Origin of the sequence: Halomonas sp. A11-A (assembly GCF_003182195.1) — a bacterium.
Taxonomy (GTDB): Bacteria; Pseudomonadota; Gammaproteobacteria; order Pseudomonadales; family Halomonadaceae; genus Halomonas; species Halomonas alkalicola.
This window is the reverse complement of the sequence record NZ_QGTM01000013.1, coordinates 25,720-45,955: the sequence shown is the minus strand read 5'-3', so window position 1 is coordinate 45,955 and position 20,236 is coordinate 25,720. Positions and strand designations below refer to the sequence as shown.

General features: G+C 69.4%; 17 protein-coding genes. 9 read left to right on the top strand and 8 right to left on the bottom strand.

What is annotated here, in order from left to right; translation table 11 throughout:
• Positions 1–182: 182 nt before the first annotated feature.
• The 5 genes from DER72_RS10090 to doeA all read right to left on the bottom strand — a co-directional run bounded on the left by DER72_RS10090 (position 183) and on the right by doeA (position 5,058).
• Positions 183–1,652: an NAD-dependent succinate-semialdehyde dehydrogenase gene (locus DER72_RS10090; RefSeq protein ID WP_110069869.1), complete on the bottom strand. Its 1,470-nt coding sequence runs from the start codon at positions 1,650–1,652 to the stop codon at positions 183–185.
• Between the two features lie 296 nt (positions 1,653–1,948).
• Complete coding sequence (locus tag DER72_RS16415) at positions 1,949–2,074, bottom strand: hypothetical protein (RefSeq protein WP_258306267.1); 126 nt, start codon at positions 2,072–2,074, stop codon at positions 1,949–1,951.
• A gap of 78 nt (positions 2,075–2,152) precedes the next feature.
• Entirely contained in the window at positions 2,153–2,629 is a 477-nt protein-coding gene (locus tag DER72_RS10085) for an Lrp/AsnC family transcriptional regulator (protein ID WP_110069868.1), read from the bottom strand.
• A gap of 16 nt (positions 2,630–2,645) precedes the next feature.
• Entirely contained in the window at positions 2,646–3,659 is a 1,014-nt protein-coding gene (gene doeB / locus DER72_RS10080) for a N(2)-acetyl-L-2,4-diaminobutanoate deacetylase DoeB (RefSeq protein WP_110069867.1), read from the bottom strand.
• A 199-nt stretch (positions 3,660–3,858) separates the two neighbouring features.
• Positions 3,859–5,058, bottom strand: a complete 1,200-nt coding sequence (gene doeA / locus DER72_RS10075; RefSeq protein ID WP_110069866.1) for an ectoine hydrolase DoeA — start codon at positions 5,056–5,058, stop codon at positions 3,859–3,861.
• A 256-nt stretch (positions 5,059–5,314) separates the two neighbouring features.
• On the opposite strand from doeA, the gene DER72_RS10070 reads away from it, so the two are divergent.
• The 9 genes from DER72_RS10070 (at position 5,315) to DER72_RS10035 (ending at position 15,712) form a co-directional block, all read left to right on the top strand.
• Positions 5,315–6,259 carry a glyoxylate/hydroxypyruvate reductase A gene (locus tag DER72_RS10070; protein WP_110069865.1) on the top strand — a complete coding sequence of 315 codons (945 nt, stop codon included), beginning with the start codon at positions 5,315–5,317 and terminating at the stop codon, positions 6,257–6,259.
• Between the two features lie 68 nt (positions 6,260–6,327).
• A complete protein-coding gene (locus DER72_RS16160) occupies positions 6,328–6,495 on the top strand; it encodes a hypothetical protein (RefSeq protein WP_181395646.1) in 168 nt (55 codons plus the stop codon).
• A 117-nt stretch (positions 6,496–6,612) separates the two neighbouring features.
• Entirely contained in the window at positions 6,613–7,326 is a 714-nt protein-coding gene (locus DER72_RS10065) for a hypothetical protein (protein ID WP_146209046.1), read from the top strand.
• Between the two features lie 79 nt (positions 7,327–7,405).
• Positions 7,406–8,326 (top strand): lysine exporter LysO family protein, encoded by a 921-nt coding sequence (locus DER72_RS10060; RefSeq protein ID WP_110069863.1) that lies wholly within the window; start codon positions 7,406–7,408, stop codon positions 8,324–8,326.
• A gap of 106 nt (positions 8,327–8,432) precedes the next feature.
• Positions 8,433–9,677 (top strand): efflux RND transporter periplasmic adaptor subunit, encoded by a 1,245-nt coding sequence (locus tag DER72_RS10055; protein WP_258306266.1) that lies wholly within the window; start codon positions 8,433–8,435, stop codon positions 9,675–9,677.
• Positions 9,674–12,775 carry an efflux RND transporter permease subunit gene (locus tag DER72_RS10050; RefSeq protein WP_110069861.1) on the top strand — a complete coding sequence of 1,034 codons (3,102 nt, stop codon included), beginning with the start codon at positions 9,674–9,676 and terminating at the stop codon, positions 12,773–12,775. Before DER72_RS10055 ends, DER72_RS10050 begins: the two co-directional genes overlap by 4 nt.
• Positions 12,772–14,211 (top strand): ATP-binding protein, encoded by a 1,440-nt coding sequence (locus DER72_RS10045; RefSeq protein ID WP_110069860.1) that lies wholly within the window; start codon positions 12,772–12,774, stop codon positions 14,209–14,211. The genes DER72_RS10050 and DER72_RS10045 overlap by 4 nt, the downstream gene beginning before the upstream one ends.
• Complete coding sequence (locus DER72_RS10040; protein ID WP_110069859.1) at positions 14,208–14,927, top strand: response regulator; 720 nt, start codon at positions 14,208–14,210, stop codon at positions 14,925–14,927. Before DER72_RS10045 ends, DER72_RS10040 begins: the two co-directional genes overlap by 4 nt.
• 92 nt (positions 14,928–15,019) lie before the next feature.
• Entirely contained in the window at positions 15,020–15,712 is a 693-nt protein-coding gene (locus DER72_RS10035; protein WP_110069858.1) for a hypothetical protein, read from the top strand.
• Positions 15,713–15,928: 216 nt separating this feature from the next.
• Here DER72_RS10035 and DER72_RS10030 read toward each other — a convergent pair whose 3' ends face one another.
• From DER72_RS10030 to DER72_RS10020, 3 genes are all read right to left on the bottom strand, one after another.
• Positions 15,929–17,449 (bottom strand): aldehyde dehydrogenase family protein, encoded by a 1,521-nt coding sequence (locus DER72_RS10030; protein ID WP_110069857.1) that lies wholly within the window; start codon positions 17,447–17,449, stop codon positions 15,929–15,931.
• A gap of 181 nt (positions 17,450–17,630) precedes the next feature.
• On the bottom strand, positions 17,631–18,659 hold the full coding sequence (gene adhP / locus DER72_RS10025) for an alcohol dehydrogenase AdhP (protein WP_110069856.1): 1,029 nt from the start codon (positions 18,657–18,659) through the stop codon (positions 17,631–17,633).
• A 129-nt stretch (positions 18,660–18,788) separates the two neighbouring features.
• On the bottom strand, positions 18,789–20,236 hold a 1,448-nt coding region (locus DER72_RS10020), incomplete at its 5' end, for an aldehyde dehydrogenase family protein (RefSeq protein ID WP_110069855.1).

Below are 20,236 nucleotides of genomic sequence, written 5' to 3'. Positions count from 1 at the left end.
TATCAGGCTCCCCGGCGTCCCGCCGGGGAGGATGTAAAATTAATTAACCAAAACCGTTAAGCGCGAGAGCTCTGCGAGCGAAGGCCAGACAAGGCGGATCTTGACGAGAACGCGGAGTTTACGTTCTGTAAATGAGCATGTTCGAGTCAAGATCCAACACAGTATGGCCGAGCGCAGCAAGCTCAACTACCAGAGACGGACACCAAGGCGCCGAGGCAGTAATACTTGGTCTCGAGATACTCGTCGATGCCGGTGGTGCCGCCCTCGCGGCCGAGGCCGGACTGCTTGACGCCGCCGAAGGGCACGGGAGGGCCGGTCATCTTCGCCGAGTTGACGCTGACCATGCCGTACTCGAGGGCCCGCAGCAGCTTCCAGATACGGCGAATGTCATGGGTGTAGACATAGGCCGCCAGACCATACTCGGTATCGTTGGCCAGCTCGATCACCTCGTCGTCATCGCCATAGGCGGTCACGCCGGCCACCGGAGCGAAGTTCTCCTCGCGCCACACCTTCATCTTCGGCGTCACCCCGGTGAGCAGGGTGGGCACGAAGAAGTTGGGGCCCGGGGCCCGAGACTGGTCGCCGGCCACCAAGGTGGCGCCCTTCGAGAGGGCGTCGTCGACGATGGCCGAGGCCTTGTCCACCGCCTGGCGGTGGATCAGCGGGCCCAGGTCCACCTCCGGCTCCAGGCCGTTGCCCAGGGTCAGGGCCGCCATGCGACTGGCGAAGTGGGCCACGAAGTCGTCATGGATCGACTCGTGGACCAGGATACGATTGGCCGCCAGGCAGTCTTGCCCCGCGGTCTGGAACTTGGCCGCCACGGCGGCGAAGGCCGCCTCTCTTGGGTCCATGTCCGGGCCGACGATAAAGGGCGCGTTGCCGCCCAGCTCCATGGAGACCCGCTTGACGGTAGGAGCGCTCTGTTCCAGCAACAGGCGGCCGACCCGGGTGGAGCCGGTGAACGACAGCGCCTTGACCCGCGGCTCGGCGCAGAGCAGCTGCGACACCTCGGCGGGCTCCCCCAGCACCACATTGAAGATGCCGGCGGGGATCCCGGCGCGCTCGGCGAGCTCGGCCAGGGCCAGCGCCGAGAAGGGCGTCTCGCCGGCGGGCTTGACGATCACCGGGCAGCCGGCGGCCAGGGCCGCGGCGGCCTTGCGGGTGATCATCGCCAGCGGGAAGTTCCAGGGCGTGATCAGGGCGGCGATGCCCACCGGCTCCTTGAGGGTGCCCAGGGCGGCATTGGGAATATGGCTCGGGATGGTCTCGCCATAGGTGCGCTTGCCCTCCTCAGCGAACCAGCGCACGAAGCTTGCGCCATACTCCACCTCGCCGCGGGCGTCCGGCAGCGGCTTGCCCTGCTCCATGGTTATGATGGTGGCCAGGTCCTCGCGGTTGGCCTGAATCAGGTCGTACCAGGCCAGCAGGCGCTCGCAACGCTCATCGGCGCGCAGCGCCCGCCAGTGCACGAAGGCGGCCTCGGCGGCATCCACGGCGCCGCGGATCTGCTCGGCTTCCAGCCAGGGAATATGCCCCAGGGTCTCGCCGGTGGCGGGATCCACCACGGCCTCCTCGCGGCCGCCATCGCCCTGGGTCCACTTGCCGTTCACGTAGGCATGCTGGCGCAGTAGGCGCGGATCGTTGAGCTTCATGGGTCACCTCCCCTGACACACCGGCGTCGGTATCGCTATCACCGGTATTGGAAAAACGGCCGAGCCGCCTGTTCGTCAGCTTCCCGGGCGGCTCGATAGGTTCAGGGTAAGGGGTTTGGCGGGTGGGGAGTTTTCGTTAGCCGGCAAGGCGAATGCGCTATTTTTCGTCGTTGCCGGCAAAGTTGCGTTTTTTTCTGCGCCGGACCGAAGAGGCGGCATCAGCCTTCCTCGAGGGAGGTGGCGGAAGTCCTCCTTGGAAGGGAAGGCATGGTAGTCCTCGATGATCTCGAGGCGGGTCAGCGGTAGCGCACCCGTCCCTCCCCGGGGCGGTAGAAGGCCGAATAGATGGTGCCCAGCCCGCGGCGATAGTCGTGCCGGAAGGGCCGCTCGGCGTGGGTAAGCCCATGCTCACACACTTTCACAAGCCTATGCCACAGGCTTCGCCGGAGAATCAACGCTGGACTCGCGCAGGGCGGGCCTGTCAGCGGGAAAGTCGGGGGTCAGGGGCAGAAGTCGTCGCGGGAGAAGCCCGGTTCGGGGCGCTTGACCGTCTTGGTGACGATATAGGTGAAATAGCGCTCGATGCCGGCCTCGCCGGTCAGCCAGGCATCGATCAGGCGCTGGTAGGCGTCGATGGAATCGGCCTCGACCTTGATCAGATAGTCGACGCCGCCCCCCACCGCCACGCACTCGGTGACCTCGGGGGTGGCCTGCACCAGCGCCTCGAAGCGGGCAAAGCTCTCGGCGTTGTGGGCCTTGAGCTCGATCTGCACCCACACCGGAGTGCGCTTGACCAGCACGGCACCATTTATGCGGGCGCTGTAGCCCTCGATGATGCCGGCCTTCTCCAGCCGGCGCACCCGCTCCCAGCAGGGGCTGACCGAGAGGTTGATCGCCTCGGCCAGCTTGGACTTGGTGATGCGGCCGTCCTGGGAGAGGATCTCGAGGATCTTCAGGTCGTAGCGGTCCAGTTTCATCGTGATTCCGGCACCCTCAACCCAGCGAGTCGACGACATCGGCGATCACCGCGATGGTGTCGCCCATGTTGACCAGCGCCGGATGACGGCGTGCCGCCAGCACCCCGCTGCGCCCGGCGCGGTACTCCATCGGGGCGGTGCCGCTGCGGGTCATGTCATAGACCCGAGCCACCACCTCGCCCTTCTCGACCCGCTCGCCCAGGGCGAAGCAGAGCTCCAACACGCCGGAGTGCTCGCTCTGCACGTAGCAGCTGGCATCGGGCATGTCGAGATAGACCTGGGGCTCGGCGGGCATCTCCACCTCGCCTTCCAGCAGGCCGTAGTGGATCAGGAAGTTGCGCACGCCGCGCTCGGTGATGGCCATGCTCTCGGGGGTGGAGGTGCCGCCGCCGCCGAGCTCGGTGGCCACGAAGATCTTGCCCTGGCTCTCCACCACGGTGTCGAAGAGGGCCGCGGCGTCGAGCTCGAACATCATCATGGCGTAGGGGGCGCCGAAGGCCTTGGCGCCCTCCAGCGCCTGGCGCTGCTGCTCGGGGTCGTCGAGCACGTGGGAGGCGCCGAAAGGGATGATGTCCAGGGTGCGCCCACCGGAGTGCAGGTCGAGCACCACGTCGCACATCGGCACCATCACCCGGGTGAAATAGTCGGCGATCTTCTCGGTCACGCTGCCGTCGGGGTCGCCGGGGAAGCTGCGGTTGAGGTTGCCGCCGTCGAGCCCGGAGGTGCGCTTGCCGGCCATCACCGCCGGGGTGTTCATGCAGGGCACGATGATCACCCGGCCGGTGACCTCCTCGGCCTTGAGCTGGCTCGAGAGCTTGAGCAGCGAGGTGATGCCCTCGTACTCGTCGCCGTGGTTGCCGCCGGTGAGCAGCGCCGTGGGGCCCTCGCCGTTCTTGACCACGGTGACCGGGATCATCACCGCCCCCCAGGCGGAGTCGTCCACCGAGATGGGCAGCTTGAGAAAGCCGTGCTGGACGCCGTCAGCGTCGAAGTCGACGGTGGCGCTGATCGGGCTGGGACGCTTGGTCATTGTTGATACTCCTTGTTCTGATGTGACATGGGCGCCATGGCCTCGTGCCACTCGGGGCTGATCTGGCGGCAGATCTACGAGGGGGCGCTGTGAACCCATCCCTGGGCGCTACCGATGCCATCCCTGGCATAGGACCCCCTCTATGATCTGCCCCCAGCGCCCCTCGCGATTTGATGTCGTTAACTCAGCTTGAACCCGTTCAGCGCACGAACAGCTGGCGCGGGAAATCGGCCAGGGTCTCGCAGCCGGTCTCGGTGATCAGGATGCTCTCGGTGATCTCCAGACCCCACTCGTCCTCCCACAGGCCCGGCATGAAGTGGAAGGTCATGCCCGGCTGCAGGATGGTCTCGTCCGAGGGGCGCAGGCTCATGGTGCGCTCGCCCCAGTCCGGGGGATAGCTGATACCGATGGGGTAGCCGCAGCGGGCGCCGCCGCGGTCGAAGCCGTACTTGTCCATGGCCGCGCCCAGCGCCATGGCGATGTCCGCGGTGCGGTTGCCGGGCTTGGCCACCGCGAGGCCGTTCTCGATGCCCTCGAGCAGCGCCGACTCGGCACGCACGAACTCCGCCGGCGGGCGGCCCAGGAACACCGTGCGCGACATGGGCGCGTGGTAGCGCTTGTAGACCCCGGCGATCTCGAAGAAGGTGCCCTCCCCCTTGCGAAACGGCGTGTCGTCCCACGTCAGGTGCGGGGCGGCGGCATCCTTGCCGGTGGGCAGCATAGGCACGATGGCCGGATAGTCACCGCCGAAGACCCGGCCCTGCTCGTCGCGCCAGCCCTCGATGCCGACCCGGTAGATCTCCGAGACCAGCTTACTCTTGGGCAGGCCGGGCTCGATCACCTCGAGGATGCGCGAGTGCATGCCCTCGACGATCTTCGCCGCGATGCGCATGTACTCGATCTCCTGGGGCGACTTGATGGCACGGCACCAGTTGACCAGGGAGTTGGCGTCCATGAAGCGGGCGTGGGGCAGCTCCCGCAGCAGGCTCTGGTAGGCCTTGGCGGAGAAGTAGTAGTTGTCCATCTCCATGCCGACCACCCCCTGGTGCCAGCCGCGATCGGGCATGATCGACTGGGCCAGGTAGTCCATGGGGTGCATGTCGGGGTTCTGGACGTAGTAGTCCGGGTAGTAGGTGATGTTATCCGGATCGATCCAGCAGGTGCGCAGCGCCCCGTTGGCGTCCATGCGCCGGCCGTACCAGACCGGCTCGCCCTCCAGCCCCAGCAGCACGCACTGGTGCACATAGAACGACCAACCGTCATAGCCGGTAAGCCAGGCCATGTTGGAGGGGTCGCTGATGATCAGCACGTCGATGCCGCGGCTGGCCATCTCGGCACGCACCTTCCATAGCCGGCTGGCGTACTCCTCGCGGGTGAAGGGCAGGTTTACCTGGGTCATTAGGCCACTCGCCAAAGCAACATCAAGAAAATCGGCCCTCTCGATGAGGAGAAGGCCGGCCAGGGTCACGGTCACCGACGGATGCCTGAACGGGTCGCGAACCGGTCGATGGCACGAGGCAGTGGGGTTGACCCCTATGGATGGAGGTTACTGCCAACCCACGGTAGGCGGTCAAGCATTTCCTTGTCATCCAATACGCTTGTTCACAGCCTCGCCGGCTCCCATGATGAGCCTAACCCCTGCACAAGGAGAGACCATGAAAGTACTGGTGCATATCGACGATGCCGAGCAGTGGCGAGACGCCCTGGCCGAGCGTTTGCCCGAGGCCGAGGTGATCACCAGCGCGGCGCCGCTGGCGCAGCGCCGCCAGGCCGACTACCTGGCGGTGTGGAAGCCGCCGGAGGCACTGCTGCGCGAGCCCGAGGCCCTCAGGGGCATCGTCAACCTGGGGGCCGGGGTAGACGCGCTGCTGGGCAACCCCGGGCTGCCGGAGGGGGTCCCGATCGTCAAGCTGCGCGACGCCGGCATGGCGGAGCTGATCGGCGACTACGTACGCTACGGGACCCTCCACTTCCAGCGCGACTTCGACCGCTACCGCCGCCAGCAGCACGCCCGGGCGTGGCGCAAGCACCCAGTCGTGGACAAGGCCGACTGGCCGGTGGGGGTGCTCGGACTCGGCGCCATCGGCGCGAAGGTGGCCGCCATGGTGGCCGCCGATGGTTTCCCGGTGCACGGCTGGAGCCGCTCGCCGAAATCCCTGGCGGGCATCACCTGCCACCACGGCGATGCCGGTCTCGACGAGCTGCTCGGCCGGGTCAACACCCTGGTGCTGCTGCTGCCGGACACCCCCGCGACGCGCCATATCATCGACGCTCGCGCCCTCGCCCGGCTGCCCGAGGGGGCCAGCCTGATCAACCCCGGACGCGGCACCCTGATCGACGAGGCCGCGCTGCTCGCCGCCCTGGGGCCGCGCGACGACCCCGCAAGCGTGGGGCGGCTGCGCGGGGCCATTCTCGACACCTTCCCCGAGGAGCCCCTGCCCGAGGCGAGCCCGCTCTGGGCCCACCCGCGGATCTGGGTCACTCCGCACATGGCCGGCCCCACGCCGCTGGGCGCGGCGCTGGATCAGGTGGCCGAGGCGCTGCGCGCCTTCGAGGCCGGCACGCCCCAGGCGACGGTGGATCCCGCGGCCGGCTACTGACGCCGCTACACGAAGGGCGGTGAAGGCCCTACCCTGAGGTGAAAGGTGCCACCATCCCGGGAGGGCAGATGATGAGCATGAGCATGGAGTACGGCCCCGGCGCCGCGGTGACCCCACAGGCCGCCGAGGAGACCCTCACGGCGCTGCCCGTCTCCCTCCTCGAGCTCGCCCCAGGCGGGAGCGACTACCCGGTGACGCTGAGCCCGGGGCTCGCGGCGCTCAGCCGCCGGCTGTGAGGCCGGGCGAGGCGCCAAGATGAAAGCCACGGCCTGAATATGCAAGAACCCCGCATGCCGGAACCCGAGCCCGCCGCGGGGGTCCACTGCTTTGCCTTCGCCCAGCGAGACCCTTTGATGCACCTGAGACGCCTGCTGCCCGCCCTGCTCCTCTGCCTGCCCCTTGCCACCGCGGCGGCACAGACACCGGCTGCCCCGGCGCCTGCCTACCGGCAGACGGAGCCGGCTGTCGAGAATGCCACCAAGGCGGTCCCCCAGCCCTTCGCCGCCCGCTACCGCCTCGAGGTGAGCGGCTGGCCCAGCACCAGCGTCGAGCACCGGCTCACCCAGGACGGTGGCTCCTGGCACAGCGAGATGAGCGCCGCCATCGCCGTGGCCCGGGGGGAGGAGCGCAGCCGTTTCCTGATCAAGGACCAGGGAGTGCGGTCGCTCCAGTACATCAGCGGCTACTCCCTGCTGGGGCTGGGCGGCGACTATCGTCTCGCCCCGGATGACCTGGCCGTGCTTCCCGACCGCCAGGCCGCCCTCTTCGAGCTCTCCCGCCGGGTGATCGACGGCACCTGCCAGGAGAGCTGCGACATCCGCTACCAGAACCATCGCGGTCGGGAGGAGCGCATGGCGTACCAGGTGCTGGGCCCCGAGAGCCTGAGCCTGCCCGCCGGGGAGTTCGAGGCCGTGGCGGTCGAGGTCACCGAACCCGACAAGCCCGAACGCCACCTGGTGTTCCACTTCCACCCCGAGGTCCCAGGCCTGATGCTCGCCGTGGAGTACCACCGCGACGGCGAGCGCCGGAGCCGCCTCTCCCTCACCCGCCTCTCCCTCGGCGAGTAATGCCCAGCCCCGCAAGAGCCTGCTAGAGTAGCGGGTTTTCCGTCGCCGCCCCGGCGACAGCACAGGGAAGGGACTCTCGATGCTGACAGGTCTGGTGATCGTACTGCTGCCGCTGGTGCTGGGCTATCTGGTACCGGTTCGCCGTGCCGCCCTGATGGCGCTGATCAACCGCGGGGTGAGCGCCTCGGTCTACGTGATCCTGCTACTGATGGGGGTGAGCCTGGCCGGCCTCGACGACCTCGCCGGCCAGCTCTCGCGCATGGGGGGCCAGGCGCTGGCCCTGTTCGCCGTGATCAGCGCCTGCAACCTGGCGGGGCTCTGGTGGCTCTCCGGGCGCCTCGGCCTCACCGCCGACCCCTCCCGGGTGGTGCCCGGCGCCCCGCTGAGCAAGCTCGCCGCCATGGCCGGCTCCCTGACCCTGGTGGGCGTGGTGGTGCTCGGCGTCGGGCTGGGGCTGGCGGGCCGCGCCCTCCCCGGGCTCCACGACAGCGCCGAGACCCTCGCCGAGTGGGTGCTCTATGGGCTGCTGGCGCTGATCGGCTGCCAGCTGCGCAACTCCGGCATGCCGCTGCGCCAGATCCTGCTCAACCGTTACGGCCTGGCCATTGCCCTGGTGCTGGCGGCCACCTCGCTGGCCGGCGGCCTGCTCGCCGCCCCGCTGCTGGGCCTGCGCGCCAGCGAAGGCCTGGCGCTGGCCGCCGGCTTCGGCTGGTACTCCCTCTCCGGCATCCTGGTGGGCGATGCCCTGGGCCCGGCCATGGGCGGCGTGGCCTTCTTCAACGACCTAGCCCGGGAGCTTGCCGCCTTCGTGCTGATTCCCCTGGTGATCCGCCGTCATACGGCACTGGCCATCGGCTATGGCGGCGCCACCTCCATGGACTTCACCCTGCCGGTGATCCAGCAGCATGGCGGGGTCACCTGCGTGCCGGTGGCGGTGGTCTCGGGCTTTCTCCTCTCGCTGCTCTCGCCGCCGCTGCTGCTGTTCTTCCTCTCCCTCTGAGGCGCTCCCGCCACCATCGCCTTGCATACCGCTTGCACATTTTCTGACCATTGGCTGCATCGCCGCGCGCCATGCTCTACGCTCCCCTTCCCTGCCCGAGTCGCCCATGAATCGCCCGTCCTACCCCTCCATGACGCCTCCCCACCGCCAGCGCGGGCGCGTCGCCCTGGTCGCCCTGCTGGTGCTGGCCGGTGGGCTCGCCCTGGCCTGGTGGCTGATGAGCCAGCCGCCACGGGTGGAGCGGCGCCCCGCCGCGGCGCCCGCCCCGCCGCTGGTGGAGGCCGTCAGCGTGGTGCCACGCGCCGCCGCGCCGGCGCTGCACGGCTTCGGCCGGGTCGTGGCCGAGCGTGAGGCGCGGCTGGCGAGCCGGGTCGCCGGCCGCCTGGAGGCCTTCGCCCCGGGGGTGGTGCCGGGCCGCCTGGTGGAGGCCGGCGCCCCCCTCGCCCACCTGGATGACGCCGACCTCTCCCTGGCGCTGCGCGAGGCCGAGGCGGCCCTGGCCCAGGCCGAGGCGGCACTGGCCATGGAGCAGGGGGAGCAGCAGCGCGCCCGGGCCGAGTACCAGAGCTTCGGCCGCGAGCTGCCCGCGGAGCGGCGCGCCCTGGTGCTGCGCGAGCCCCAGCTGAGAAGCGCCCAGGCCGAGGTAGAGCGCGCCCGGGCGGCCCGCGACCGGGCCCGGCTGGATCTCGCGCGCGCCACCCTTACCGCCCCCTGGACCGGCATGGTCCAGGCGCGCCTGCTCGGCGAGGGCAGCGAGGTCACCAGCGGCACCGAACTGCTCCACCTGGTGGACGTGTCGCGCTTCTGGGTGCAGGCGTCCTTGCCGGGTGAGGCGCTGGCCTGGCTGCTGCCTGCCTCCGAGGAGGCCTCGGGCAGCGCCGTGACCCTGACCAGCCGCGGCTGGCCCGCCGGCAGCGAGCGCGAGGGCGAGCTGCTCACGGTGCTGCCTGCCCTGGAGGAGAACGGCCTGCAGGTCCAACTGCTGGTCGCCGTGGAGGACCCCCTGGCGCTGACCGAGGCGCAGCGCGGCGCGCCGGCGCTGCGCCTCGGCGACGTGGTACGCCTGGCGTTCCAGGCAAGCGAGCGCGACGACCTGATCGCACTTCCCGCCGCGGCCCTGCGCCCCGGCGAGGAGGTGTGGGTGCTGGACGAGGAGGAGCGCCTGCGCCGCCGCCCAGTGAGCGTGCTGCATCGCGATGACCATCAGGTGCTGGTGGCCGAGGGCCTCGAGACAGGCGAGCGGGTGATCACCTCGCCGCTGGGCCAGCCCCGGGAGGGCATGGCGCTGCGCACCGCCGCCAGCAGCGCCGACCGACCGGCCGGCGCCGCGCCGGCGGAGCCCCGCCCATGATGCGTCGCGGCCCCATCGCCTGGATGGTCCACCATGGGGTGGCCCCCAATCTGCTGATGCTGCTGCTGATCATCGGCGGGCTGATGGCTTCCACCACCATCAAGAAGGAGGTCTTCCCCGACTTCGAGCTGGAGATCATCACCGTCGCCATCGGCTATCCCGGCGCCACCCCCGAGGAGGTGGAGCGCAGCCTGCTGCTGCCTCTGGAGGCGGCACTGGCCAACGTGGACGGCATCGACGAGCTCACCGCCACCGCCAGCGAGGGCGCCGGCCGCGTCTCCGCCAGCCTGGTGGAGGGGGTGGAGGTAATGCGGGTCTACCAGGAGATCCAGCAGGCGGTAGGCGCCATCACCAGCCTGCCGGCCGCCGCTGACCCGCCCCGCCTCGGCCTGGCCGGGCGCTCGCGCAGTGTGATGAGCCTGCAGCTCCACGGCCCGGTCGACGACCAGCTGCTCCACGACCTGGCCGAGGAGGTGCGCGCCGAACTGCAGGGGTCGCCGGGCATCGCCCGAGTGGAGCTCTCCGGCAACCGTGAGCGTGAGATCCAGGTACTGCTCGACGAGGAAGCGATGCAGCGCCACGGCCTCGACCACCGCCAGCTGGCCAACCGCATCGGCGACGAAGCCCTGGACCTGGCCGGCGGCCGCCTGACCACCGGCGAGGGAGAGTGGCTGATCCGCTACCAGGGACGCCGCGACGAGGCCCGGGAGTTCGCCGAGCTGCCGATCCTCGGCACCCCCGACGGCGGCCAGCTGCGCCTGGGCGAGATCGCCCGGGTCGAACGCGGCTTCGCCGAGACCGATCGCGAGGTGCTCTTCAACGGCGCACCGAGCATGACCCTGGAGGTCTACCAGATCGGCAACCAGACCCCCATCGGCATCTCCGACGCCGTGCATGCCCAGCTCGAGCGGCTTCAGGCGGACCTGCCGGAGGGGGTGAGCCTCACCATCTCCCGGGACAGCTCCGAGGTCTATCGCGACCGCCTCGACCTGCTGCTCAAGAACGCCTTCCTGGGCCTGGCGCTGGTGCTGGTGCTGCTGGGCCTGTTCCTGGAGGCGCGACTCGCCTTCTGGGTCACCCTCGGCATTCCCACCGCCTTCCTCGGCGCCCTGCTCTTCCTGCCCTGGTTCGGGGTGTCGCTGAACATGATGTCGATGTTTGCCTTCATCATCGCGCTGGGCATCGTGGTGGACGACGCCATCATGGTGGGCGAGAACATCCACAGCTACCGGGAGCAGGGCCACTCCCTGCGCGAGGCGGCGGTGCGCGGCGCCCGGGAGATGGCGGTGCCGATCAGCTTCGCCATCCTCTCCAACATCGTCGCCTTCCTGCCGCTACTCTTCCTGCCCGGCTTCCTGGGCATGATCTTCGCCGTGGTGCCGCTGGTGGTGATCACGGTGTTCCTGGCCTCCTGGCTGGAGGCGCTGTTCATCCTGCCGGCCCACCTGGCCCACCGCGCCGGCGGCCGCGAGGCGCCGGCTTGGCGGCGTCCCCTCGACCGGGTGCGCAAGGCCCTGCAGGCCTGGCTGTCTCGCGTCACCCAGCAGCGTTTTGCCCCCTTCCTCGAGCGCTGCCTGGACCAGCGGCTGCTGACCGTGAGCCTCGCCGTGGCGTTGCTGGCGGTGGCCCTGGCCTGGGCCATGAGCGGGCGGCTCGGCTTCTCGCTGATGCCCCGGGTGGAATCTGACCGGGTCCAGGCCACGGTGACCCTGCCGGTGGGCAGCCCCATCGCCGACGACCGCGCCATCCGCGACCGCCTGCTGGCCGCCGCAGAGGCCTTGGCCGCTCGCGACGACGGCCCCGCCTTTACCGCCAACCGCGCCCAGATCGACGGTGACCGGCTCAGCGTGCAGCTGACCCTGGAGCGCGCGAGCCTCGACGCCTGGCCCCCCTCCCGGGTCGCCCGGGAGTGGCGCGAGCTGGCCGGCGAGTTCAGCGGCGCCCAGGCGGTGCGCTTCGAGTCCGACGTGGGCGGCCCCGGCGCCGGGGCCGGCCTGACCCTGCGCCTCTCGCACCCCGACAGCCGTGCGCTGGAGGGTGCCGCCACGCGGCTCGCCGAGGCCCTGGGTGAGTTCGAGGGGATCACCGACATCGACAGCGGCCTGGCCGACGGCAAGCCCCAGCTGGAGATTCGCCTCTCGCCGGAGGGGCGCGCCCTGGGCCTTACCGGCGGCGACCTGGCCGGCCAGCTGCGCGCGCCCCTGCAGGGCATCACGGCGCTCGAGCAGTTCATCGGCCGCCACGAGATCAGCGTCGAGGTGCGCCTGCCCGCGGAGGCGCGCCAGAGCCTCGCCGACCTCTACCGGCTGCCGATCCGCACCCCGGACGGGCGCCAGGTGCCGCTGGCCCGGGTCGCCGAGATCGAGCTGGGCCGGGCCGCCACCACCCTGCAGCGCATCGACGGCCGGCGCATCATCAACGTCACCGCCGATGCCGCCGGCGACGAGCGCATCAATCAGGTGCTGGGCACCCTGGAGGCCGACGTCTTCCCCGCCCTGAGGGCCGGCTGGCCGGGGCTCGAGATCTCCCCGGGCGGGCGCCAGCAGGAGACCGCCGACAACGTCTCGGCACTCACCAAGGCCTCCTGGCTGACCCTGATCGCCCTCTATGCCCTGCTGGCGATTCCCTTCCGCAGCTACCTGCAGCCGCTGCTGGTACTGGCCGCCATCCCCTTCGGCATCATCGGCGCGGTGGCCGGCCATATGATCATGGGCTTCGGCCTCTCGGTGGTCAGCCTGATGGGCATGCTGGCGCTCTCCGGGGTGGTGATCAACGACGCCCTGGTACTGATCGACTACGCCAACCGTCGGCGCCGCGAGGGCATGGCGCCCCGGGAGGCGATCGTCGCCGCCGCCACCCGGCGCCTGCGCCCGATCATGATGACCACCCTGACCACCTTCCTGGGGCTCGCGCCGATGATCTTCGAGAGCTCGCGCCAGGCCCGCTTCATCATTCCCATGGCGATCTCGCTGGGCTTCGGCATGCTCTTCGCCACCGTCATCCTGCTGCTGCTGGTACCCTGCCTCTACCTGATGCTGGAGGGGGTGCGCGAGCGCCTTCAGGGCCGCAGCCCCCAAGTCGAGGAGGCCTCTCCATGAGCCTGCGTCTGCCCCGGCCCGCCGTCTCCCGGCTGGGCGTCAAGCTGTTCGTGGTGATCCTGTCGGTCAATGTGGCCATCTCGGCCCTGGTGTTCCTGGGCATCTCGCGCAGCCTCGACCGCGGTTTCATCGAGTACCTGGACACCACCCAGGCCAACCGCGCCGAGACCCTGGCCGAGGGGCTCGGTGAGGAGTGGGCGAATCGCGGCGGCGACTGGCAGTGGCTGCGCGCATCGCCGTCGGCCTGGCACCGCCTGGTGCGCCAGCAGCTGTGGCCCGGGGCCGGCATGCCGCCCCAGGGCATCGAGCGCCGCCTGGGCGACCCCAAGGACTTCGTGCTCCACGACGCCGGCGGCCTGCCGGTGATCGGCCTGCCGCCTGACGACGAGGAGGAGGCCGCCACCCTGCGCTGGCTGCCGATCCTCCACGAGGGGGAGCGGGTCGGCACCCTGGGCTATCGCCCCCCGGAGCAGCTGATGGCGCGCATGGACCATATCTTCCTCTCCCGCCAGCAGCGCAACCTGGCGATCATCATCGGCTCCCTGGGGGTCGCCTCGCTGCTGCTGGCCGGCGGACTCTCCTGGTGGCTGGGGCGGCGCACCCGCAGCATGGCACTCGCCACCCGCCGCCTCACCGAGGGCGACTACAGCATCCGCCTGCCGGAGAGCGGCCAGGACGAGCTGTCGCGGCTCTCACGGGACTTCAACGTGCTGGCCGCCACCCTGGAGGCGAGCCGCGAGGCGCGCAGCCGCTGGGTCTCCGACATCGCCCACGAGCTGCGCACGCCACTCGCCGTGCTGCGCGGCGAGATCGAGGCGATGCAGGACGGCATCCGTCGCCTCGACCAGGACAGCCTGCACTCCCTGGCCCAGGAGGTGGGCCAGCTCGAACGGCTGGTGGCCGACCTGCGGCTGCTCTCCCAGAGCGACGCCGGCGCCCTGGAGGTGCTGCTCGCGCCGCTGGACCTCGGCGAGAGCCTCGCCGACCGACTCGACGAGGCCGAGGGCTGGCTCACCGACAGCGGCATCACCCTGGAGACCCGCATCCAGGCCGAGGCCTGGATGCGCGGCGACGTCCAGCGCCTGCGCCAGCTGTGGAACAACCTGCTCGACAACACCTGCGCCTATACCCGGGCCCCGGGCCGGCTGCGGGTCACCCTCGACGCCACCCCCCGGGGCATCCGGCTCACCTGGGAGGACAGCGCCCCCGGGGTGCCCGAGGGCGAGCTTGCCCGGCTCACCGAGCGCCTCTACCGGGTGGAGGGCTCGCGCAATCGCGCCAGCGGCGGCAGCGGCCTGGGGCTCTCCATCGCCGCGGCCCTGGTCAAGGCCCACGGCGGCGAGATGCACCCCTCGTCCTCGCCGCTGGGTGGGTTATGCTGGACGCTCACCTTTCCACCGCTCGATGACGACCGCATCAGGGAGGAGATCGCATGACATCAAGGGAACACGAGGGACAGCAGGTCCTGATCGTCGAGGATGAACCCAAGATCGCTCGGCTGGTGGCCGATTACCTGGCCGGCAGCGGCTTCGCCACCCACCACCTGGATCACGGCGACGCCGTGCTGCCGTGGCTGGCCGAGGCGCGTCAGGGGGGGCAGGGGCCCGCGCTGGTGCTGCTCGACCTGATGCTGCCCGGCACCGATGGCCTGACCCTGTGCCGCGAGATCCGCCAGCGCTGGCCTGCGCTGCCGGTGATCATGCTCACCGCCCGGGTCGAGGAGGTGGACCGCCTGCTGGGGCTCGAGCTGGGCGCCGACGACTATATCTGCAAACCCTTCAGCCCCCGGGAGGTGGTGGCCCGGGTCAAGGCGGTGCTGCGCCGCAGCCAGGGCAACGACGGCGCCGAGCAGGCCGCGGGCAGCGACCTGCTCCTCGACGAGGAGGGCTGGCGGGCGCTGGCCGACGGCCAGGACCTGGCCCTCACCGCCGTGGAGTTCCAGCTGCTCAAGGTGATGATGCACGCCCCGGGACGGATCTTCTCCCGGGGCCAGCTGATGGACCACATGTACCGTGACCACCGCATCGTCTCCGAGCGCACCGTGGACAGCCACGTCAAGAAGCTGCGCCGCAAGATCAGCGAGGTGTGGCCGGAACGCGAGGTGATCCGCTCGGTCTACGGGGTGGGCTACAAGTACCAGCCCGAGGAGTGAGCATGCACCACCTTTGCACGCTCGCTGCACCGACCTTGCACCGCGCCGGGTGAGACTGGAACCATCAACCCGAGGCACGAAGGAGTGACCCCATGAAGATAACTGTTTCCCGCAAGCTGCTGGCGCCGGCCCTGCTGGCCATCGCCATCGCCCCCCTGGCGCTCTCCGCCACCGCCGCCCACCACGGCAAGGGGGCCGAGCAGTCTCAGGAGCAGCGCGAGCAGTGGAAGGAGGCCCGCGCCGAGTACCGGGCCGAACAGCGCCAGGCGCTCTTCGAGCGCGCCGGCATCGACGAGGCGACCCGCGAAGCCCTGGACGAGGCCCGCACCGAGCACCGCGAGGCGATGCGTCAGCTCCACGAGCAGCATCAGGAGCGCCTGGCCGAGATCCTCGATGATGAGCAGCGCGCCGCCCTGGAGGAGGCCAGCCGGGAGATGCGCGAGGAGCGTCGCGCCGAGATGATGGAGCAGCGCCGCGCCAGCATGCAGGAGCGCCTCGAGGCGCTGGTCGATGAGTGGGGCCTCTCCGACGAGGAGCGCGAGGCCCTGCGTGAGACCCGCGAGGCGATCTACGCCGACATGGCCGAGCTGCGCGGCCGCGACTTCGACTCCCGCGAGGAGCGCCGCGATGCCATGCGCGAGATGCGCGACCGCCACCAGGAGGCCCTGGCCGAGCTCCTCAGCGAAGAGCAGCTCGAGGAGCTGCGCGAGACCATGATGCAGCGCAGCTATGGCAACGGTCATGGCAAGGCCTACCGCGGCCATGACGAGATGCGCGGCAACTGAGCCACCGCCGCCCTGGCGCGCACTGCCACCAACATCCGCAGCGGCGCGGTTTCGCCGGTGGCCGCGGCGTTGTTCATCCGCCGCATGGCCAGCCTCACCGAGGCGCGGCGGCTACTGGGTGGCGAACGCGAAGCGCCCCCGAGGCAGGCCTGAAACGTCAGCGGGGGCGCGACTCGCGTCGCGCCCCCGGCCGTTACCGACGTGGCGTGATCGGGCTCAGAAGAAGCCCAGCGGGTTGGTGTCGTAGCTCACCAGCAGGTTCTTGGTCTGTTGGTAGTGCTCGAGGGCCATCTTGTGGTTCTCGCGGCCGATGCCGGACTTCTTGTAGCCGCCGAAGGCGGCGTGGGCCGGGTACTGGTGGTAGCAGTTGGTCCACACCCGGCCGGCCTGGATGCCGCGGCCCATGCGGAAGGCGACGTTGATGTCGCGGCTCCACACCCCGGCGCCGAGGCCGAACTCGGTGTCATTGGCGATGGCCAGCGCCTCGGCCTCGTCCTTGAAGGTGGTCACGGCCACCACCGGCCCGAAGATCTCCTCCTGGAAGACCCGCATCTTGTTGTGGCCTTTCACCAGGGTCGGCTGGATGTAGAAGCCCTTGTCGATGCTCGGGTCCAGGCTCTCCTTGTCGCCGCCGGTGAGGAACTCGGCGCCCTCTTCGCGGGCGATCTCCATGTAGGACATGATCTTGTCGAACTGCTCCTGGGAGGCCTGAGCGCCCACCTGGACGTCGGTATCGAGCGGGTTGCCGCGCTTGATCCTGCCAACCTTCTCCATGACCCTGGCCATGAAGGCGTCGTACATCGACTCCTGGATCAGCGCCCGGGACGGGCAGGTACACACCTCGCCCTGGTTGAAGAAGGCCAGCACCAGGCCCTCGGCGGCCTTGTCGATGAACTCCGGCTCGGCGTTCATGATGTCGGCGAAGTAGATGTTGGGCGACTTGCCGCCCAGCTCCACGGTGGAGGGGATGATGTTGTCGGCGGCACACTTGAGGATATGCGCGCCCACCGGAGTGGAGCCGGTGAAGGCGATCTTGGCGATGCGCTTGCTGGTGGCCAGCGCCTGGCCCGCCTCGGCGCCGCAGCCGTTGACGATGTTGACCACCCCCGGCGGCAGCAGGTCGCCGACCAGCTTCATCAGCTCCAGGATCGAGGCCGGGGTCTGCTCGGCGGGCTTGAGCACGACGCAGTTGCCCGCGGCCAGCGCCGGTGCCAGCTTCCAGGTGGCCATCAACAGCGGAAAGTTCCAGGGGATGATCTGCCCCACGACGCCCAGCGGCTCGTGGAAGTGGTAGGCCACGGTGTTGGCATCGATGTCGGCGGCGGTGCCCTCCTGGGCGCGGATGCAGCCGGCGAAGTAGCGGAAGTGGTCGACGGCCAGCGGCAGGTCGGCGTTGAGGGTCTCGCGCACCGCCTTGCCGTTGTCCCAGGTCTCCGCCACGGCCAGCATCTCGAGGTTCTGCTCGATGCGGTCGGCGATCCTGAGCAGGATGTTGGAGCGCTCGGTGGCGGAGGTCTTGCCCCAGGCGGGGGCGGCGGCGTGGGCGGCGTCCAGCGCCTTGTCGATGTCCTCGGCACTCGAGCGCGGGACCTGGCAGAACACCTGGCCATTGACCGGGCTGATGTTGTCGAAGTACTGGCCCTTCACCGGGGGCACGAACTCGCCGCCGATGTAGTTGCCGTAGCGCTGCTCGAAGCTGATGACGGCATCCGGGCTGCCGGGATTGGCGTAGATCATGGCGTGACTCCTGAGCGTTGTCGTTATGATGTGGTGATGGCGTTACAGCGTGGTGGGCTGGGGAGCCCGGTCCAGGACGGCATCCGCCGGTGGCCGGGCCGGGCGCCCTTGTCGGGAGAAGGTGTCATGACCGGCGAGGCACGGTAGGGAGCAAGCGCCCCGGGGCCTCTCCGGTGGCACCTCACGACGTCATGTCGAGCACCACGCGCCCTTCGATCTTGCCATCGATCATGCGCTGGAAGACATCGTTGATGTTCTCCAGCCTGTCGGTGGCGACGGTGGCCTTTACCTTGCCCTCGCCGGCAAAGTCCAGCGCCTCCTGCAGATCCTGACGGGTGCCGACGATGGAGCCCCGCACGGTGATGCCGTTGAGCACGGTATCGAAGATCGGCAGCGGGAAGTCGCCCGGCGGCAGGCCGTTGAGCACCAGGGTGCCGCCGCGACGCAGCATGCGCTGGCCCTGATCGAAGGCTTTGGGCGATACCGCCGTGACCAGCGCCCCATGAGCGCCGCCGATCTCGCGCTTCAGGTAGTCGACCGGATCGGTCTTCATGGCATTGACAGTGACCGTCGCCCCAAGCCTTTCGGCCAACGCCAGCTTGCCGTCATCGATGTCCACCGCCGCCACGTTGAGCCCCATGGCACGAGCGTACTGCACGGCCATGTGGCCAAGCCCGCCGATGCCCGAAACCACCACCCACTGCCCTGGGCGAGTGTCGGTCATCTTGAGCCCCTTGTAGACGGTCACGCCGGCACACAGCACCGGAGCGATCTCTAGAAAGTCGACATTATCGGGCAGGAGGCCGACGAATCCCGCATCGGCCAATGTGTAATCGGCGAAGCCTCCGTTCACCGAGTAGCCGGTATTTTGCTGCGACTCGCACAGCGTCTCCCAGCCGCCCAGGCAGTGCTCACAGTGGCCACAGGCCGAATAGAGCCAGGGAACGCCAACACGATCGCCCTCCTTGACGTGTTTCACGCCCTCGCCGATGGCGACAATATGCCCGACGCCCTCGTGGCCGGGAATGAACGGCGGATTGGGCTTCACCGGCCAGTCACCGTGAGCGGCATGCAGATCGGTATGGCAGACGCCCGAAGCGGCCACCTTGACCAGGATCTCGCCCTTCTGGGGCCGAGGCGTCTCTACCTCCTCGATAGCCAAGGGCTCACCGAACTTGCGTACCACAGCGGCCTTCATCGTCTTGTCCATTATCTTACTCCTGCTGTTGCTCGAGTGGAGAGCCCCTGTCGGGCTCGGGGCATCGCCCGGGGAACGAGGTGGTGGCCCACCCTCTGCTGGGAAAGGAGCGCCGCCCGGCGAATCCGGACGGCGCAAGGATCAGAAGAAGCCCAGCGGGTTGGTGTCATAGCTCACCAGCAGGTTCTTGGTCTGCTGGTAGTGCTCGAGGGCCACCTTGTGGTTCTCGCGGCCGATGCCGGACTTCTTGTAGCCACCGAAGGCGGCGTGGGCCGGGTACTGGTGGTAGCAGTTGGTCCACACCCGGCCGGCCTGGATGCCGCGGCCCATGCGGAAGGCGACGTTGATGTCGCGGCTCCACACCCCGGCGCCGAGGCCGAACTCGGTGTCGTTGGCGATGGCCAGCGCCTCGGCCTCGTCCTTGAAGGTGGTCACGGCCACCACCGGCCCGAAGATCTCCTCCTGGAAGACCCGCATCTTGTTGTGGCCTTTCACCAGGGTCGGCTGGATGTAGAAGCCCTTGTCGATGCTCGGGTCCAGGCTCTCCTTGTCGCCGCCGGCGAGGAACTCGGCGCCCTCTTCGCGGGCGATCTCCATGTAGGACATGATCTTGTCGAACTGCTCCTGGGAGGCCTGAGCGCCCACCTGGACGTCGGTATCGAGCGGGTTGCCGCGCTTGATCCTGCCAACCTTCTCCATGACCCTGGCCATGAAGGCGTCGTACATCGACTCCTGGATCAGCGCCCGGGACGGGCAGGTACACACCTCGCCCTGGTTGAAGAAGGCCAGCACCAGGCCCTCGGCGGCCTTGTCGATGAACTCCGGCTCGGCGTTCATGATGTCGGCGAAGTAGATGTTGGGCGACTTGCCGCCCAGCTCCACGGTGGAGGGGATGATGTTGTCGGCGGCACACTTGAGGATATGCGCGCCCACCGGAGTGGAGCCGGTGAAGGCGATCTTGGCGATGCGCTTGCTGGTGGCCAGCGCCTGGCCCGCCTCGGCGCCGTAGCCGTTGACGATGTTGACCACCCCCGGCGGCAGCAGGTCGCCGACCAGCTTCATCAGCTCCAGTATCGAGGCCGGGGTCTGCTCGGCGGGCTTGAGCACGACGCAGTTGCCGGCGGCCAGCGCCGGGGCCAGCTTCCAGGTGGCCATCAGCAGCGGGAAGTTCCAGGGGATGATCTGCCCCACCACGCCCAGCGGCTCGTGGAAGTGGTAGGCCACGGTGTTGGCATCGATGTCGGCGGCGGTGCCCTCCTGGGCGCGGATGCAGCCGGCGAAGTAGCGGAAGTGGTCGACGGCCAGCGGCAGGTCGGCGTTGAGGGTCTCGCGCACCGCCTTGCCGTTGTCCCAGGTCTCCGCCACGGCCAGCATCTCGAGGTTCTGCTCGATGCGGTCGGCGATCCTGAGCAGGATGTTGGAGCGCTCGGTGGCGGAGGTCTTGCCCCAGGCGGGGGCGGCGGCGTGGGCGGCGTCCAGCGCCTTGTCGATGTCCTCGGCACTCGAGCGCGGGACCTGGCAGAACACCTGGCCATTGACCGGGCTGATGTTGTCGAAGTACTGGCCCTTCACCGGGGGCACGAACTCCC

Excerpts from the sequence above, each read along its gene's own strand:
- DER72_RS10090 (WP_110069869.1), bottom strand. The coding sequence starts at position 1,652 with ATGAAGCTCAACGATCCGCGCCTACTGCGCCAGCATGCCTACGTGAAC.
- DER72_RS10085 (WP_110069868.1), bottom strand. The coding sequence starts at position 2,629 with ATGAAACTGGACCGCTACGACCTGAAGATCCTCGAGATCCTCTCCCAG.
- doeB (WP_110069867.1), bottom strand. The coding sequence starts at position 3,659 with ATGACCAAGCGTCCCAGCCCGATCAGCGCCACCGTCGACTTCGACGCT.
- doeA (WP_110069866.1), bottom strand. The coding sequence starts at position 5,058 with ATGACCCAGGTAAACCTGCCCTTCACCCGCGAGGAGTACGCCAGCCGG.
- DER72_RS10070 (WP_110069865.1), top strand. The coding sequence starts at position 5,315 with ATGAAAGTACTGGTGCATATCGACGATGCCGAGCAGTGGCGAGACGCC.
- DER72_RS16160 (WP_181395646.1), top strand. The coding sequence starts at position 6,328 with ATGATGAGCATGAGCATGGAGTACGGCCCCGGCGCCGCGGTGACCCCA.
- DER72_RS10065 (WP_146209046.1), top strand. The coding sequence starts at position 6,613 with ATGCACCTGAGACGCCTGCTGCCCGCCCTGCTCCTCTGCCTGCCCCTT.
- DER72_RS10060 (WP_110069863.1), top strand. The coding sequence starts at position 7,406 with ATGCTGACAGGTCTGGTGATCGTACTGCTGCCGCTGGTGCTGGGCTAT.
- DER72_RS10055 (WP_258306266.1), top strand. The coding sequence starts at position 8,433 with ATGAATCGCCCGTCCTACCCCTCCATGACGCCTCCCCACCGCCAGCGC.
- DER72_RS10050 (WP_110069861.1), top strand. The coding sequence starts at position 9,674 with ATGATGCGTCGCGGCCCCATCGCCTGGATGGTCCACCATGGGGTGGCC.
- DER72_RS10045 (WP_110069860.1), top strand. The coding sequence starts at position 12,772 with ATGAGCCTGCGTCTGCCCCGGCCCGCCGTCTCCCGGCTGGGCGTCAAG.
- DER72_RS10040 (WP_110069859.1), top strand. The coding sequence starts at position 14,208 with ATGACATCAAGGGAACACGAGGGACAGCAGGTCCTGATCGTCGAGGAT.
- DER72_RS10035 (WP_110069858.1), top strand. The coding sequence starts at position 15,020 with ATGAAGATAACTGTTTCCCGCAAGCTGCTGGCGCCGGCCCTGCTGGCC.
- DER72_RS10030 (WP_110069857.1), bottom strand. The coding sequence starts at position 17,449 with ATGATCTACGCCAATCCCGGCAGCCCGGATGCCGTCATCAGCTTCGAG.
- adhP (WP_110069856.1), bottom strand. The coding sequence starts at position 18,659 with ATGGACAAGACGATGAAGGCCGCTGTGGTACGCAAGTTCGGTGAGCCC.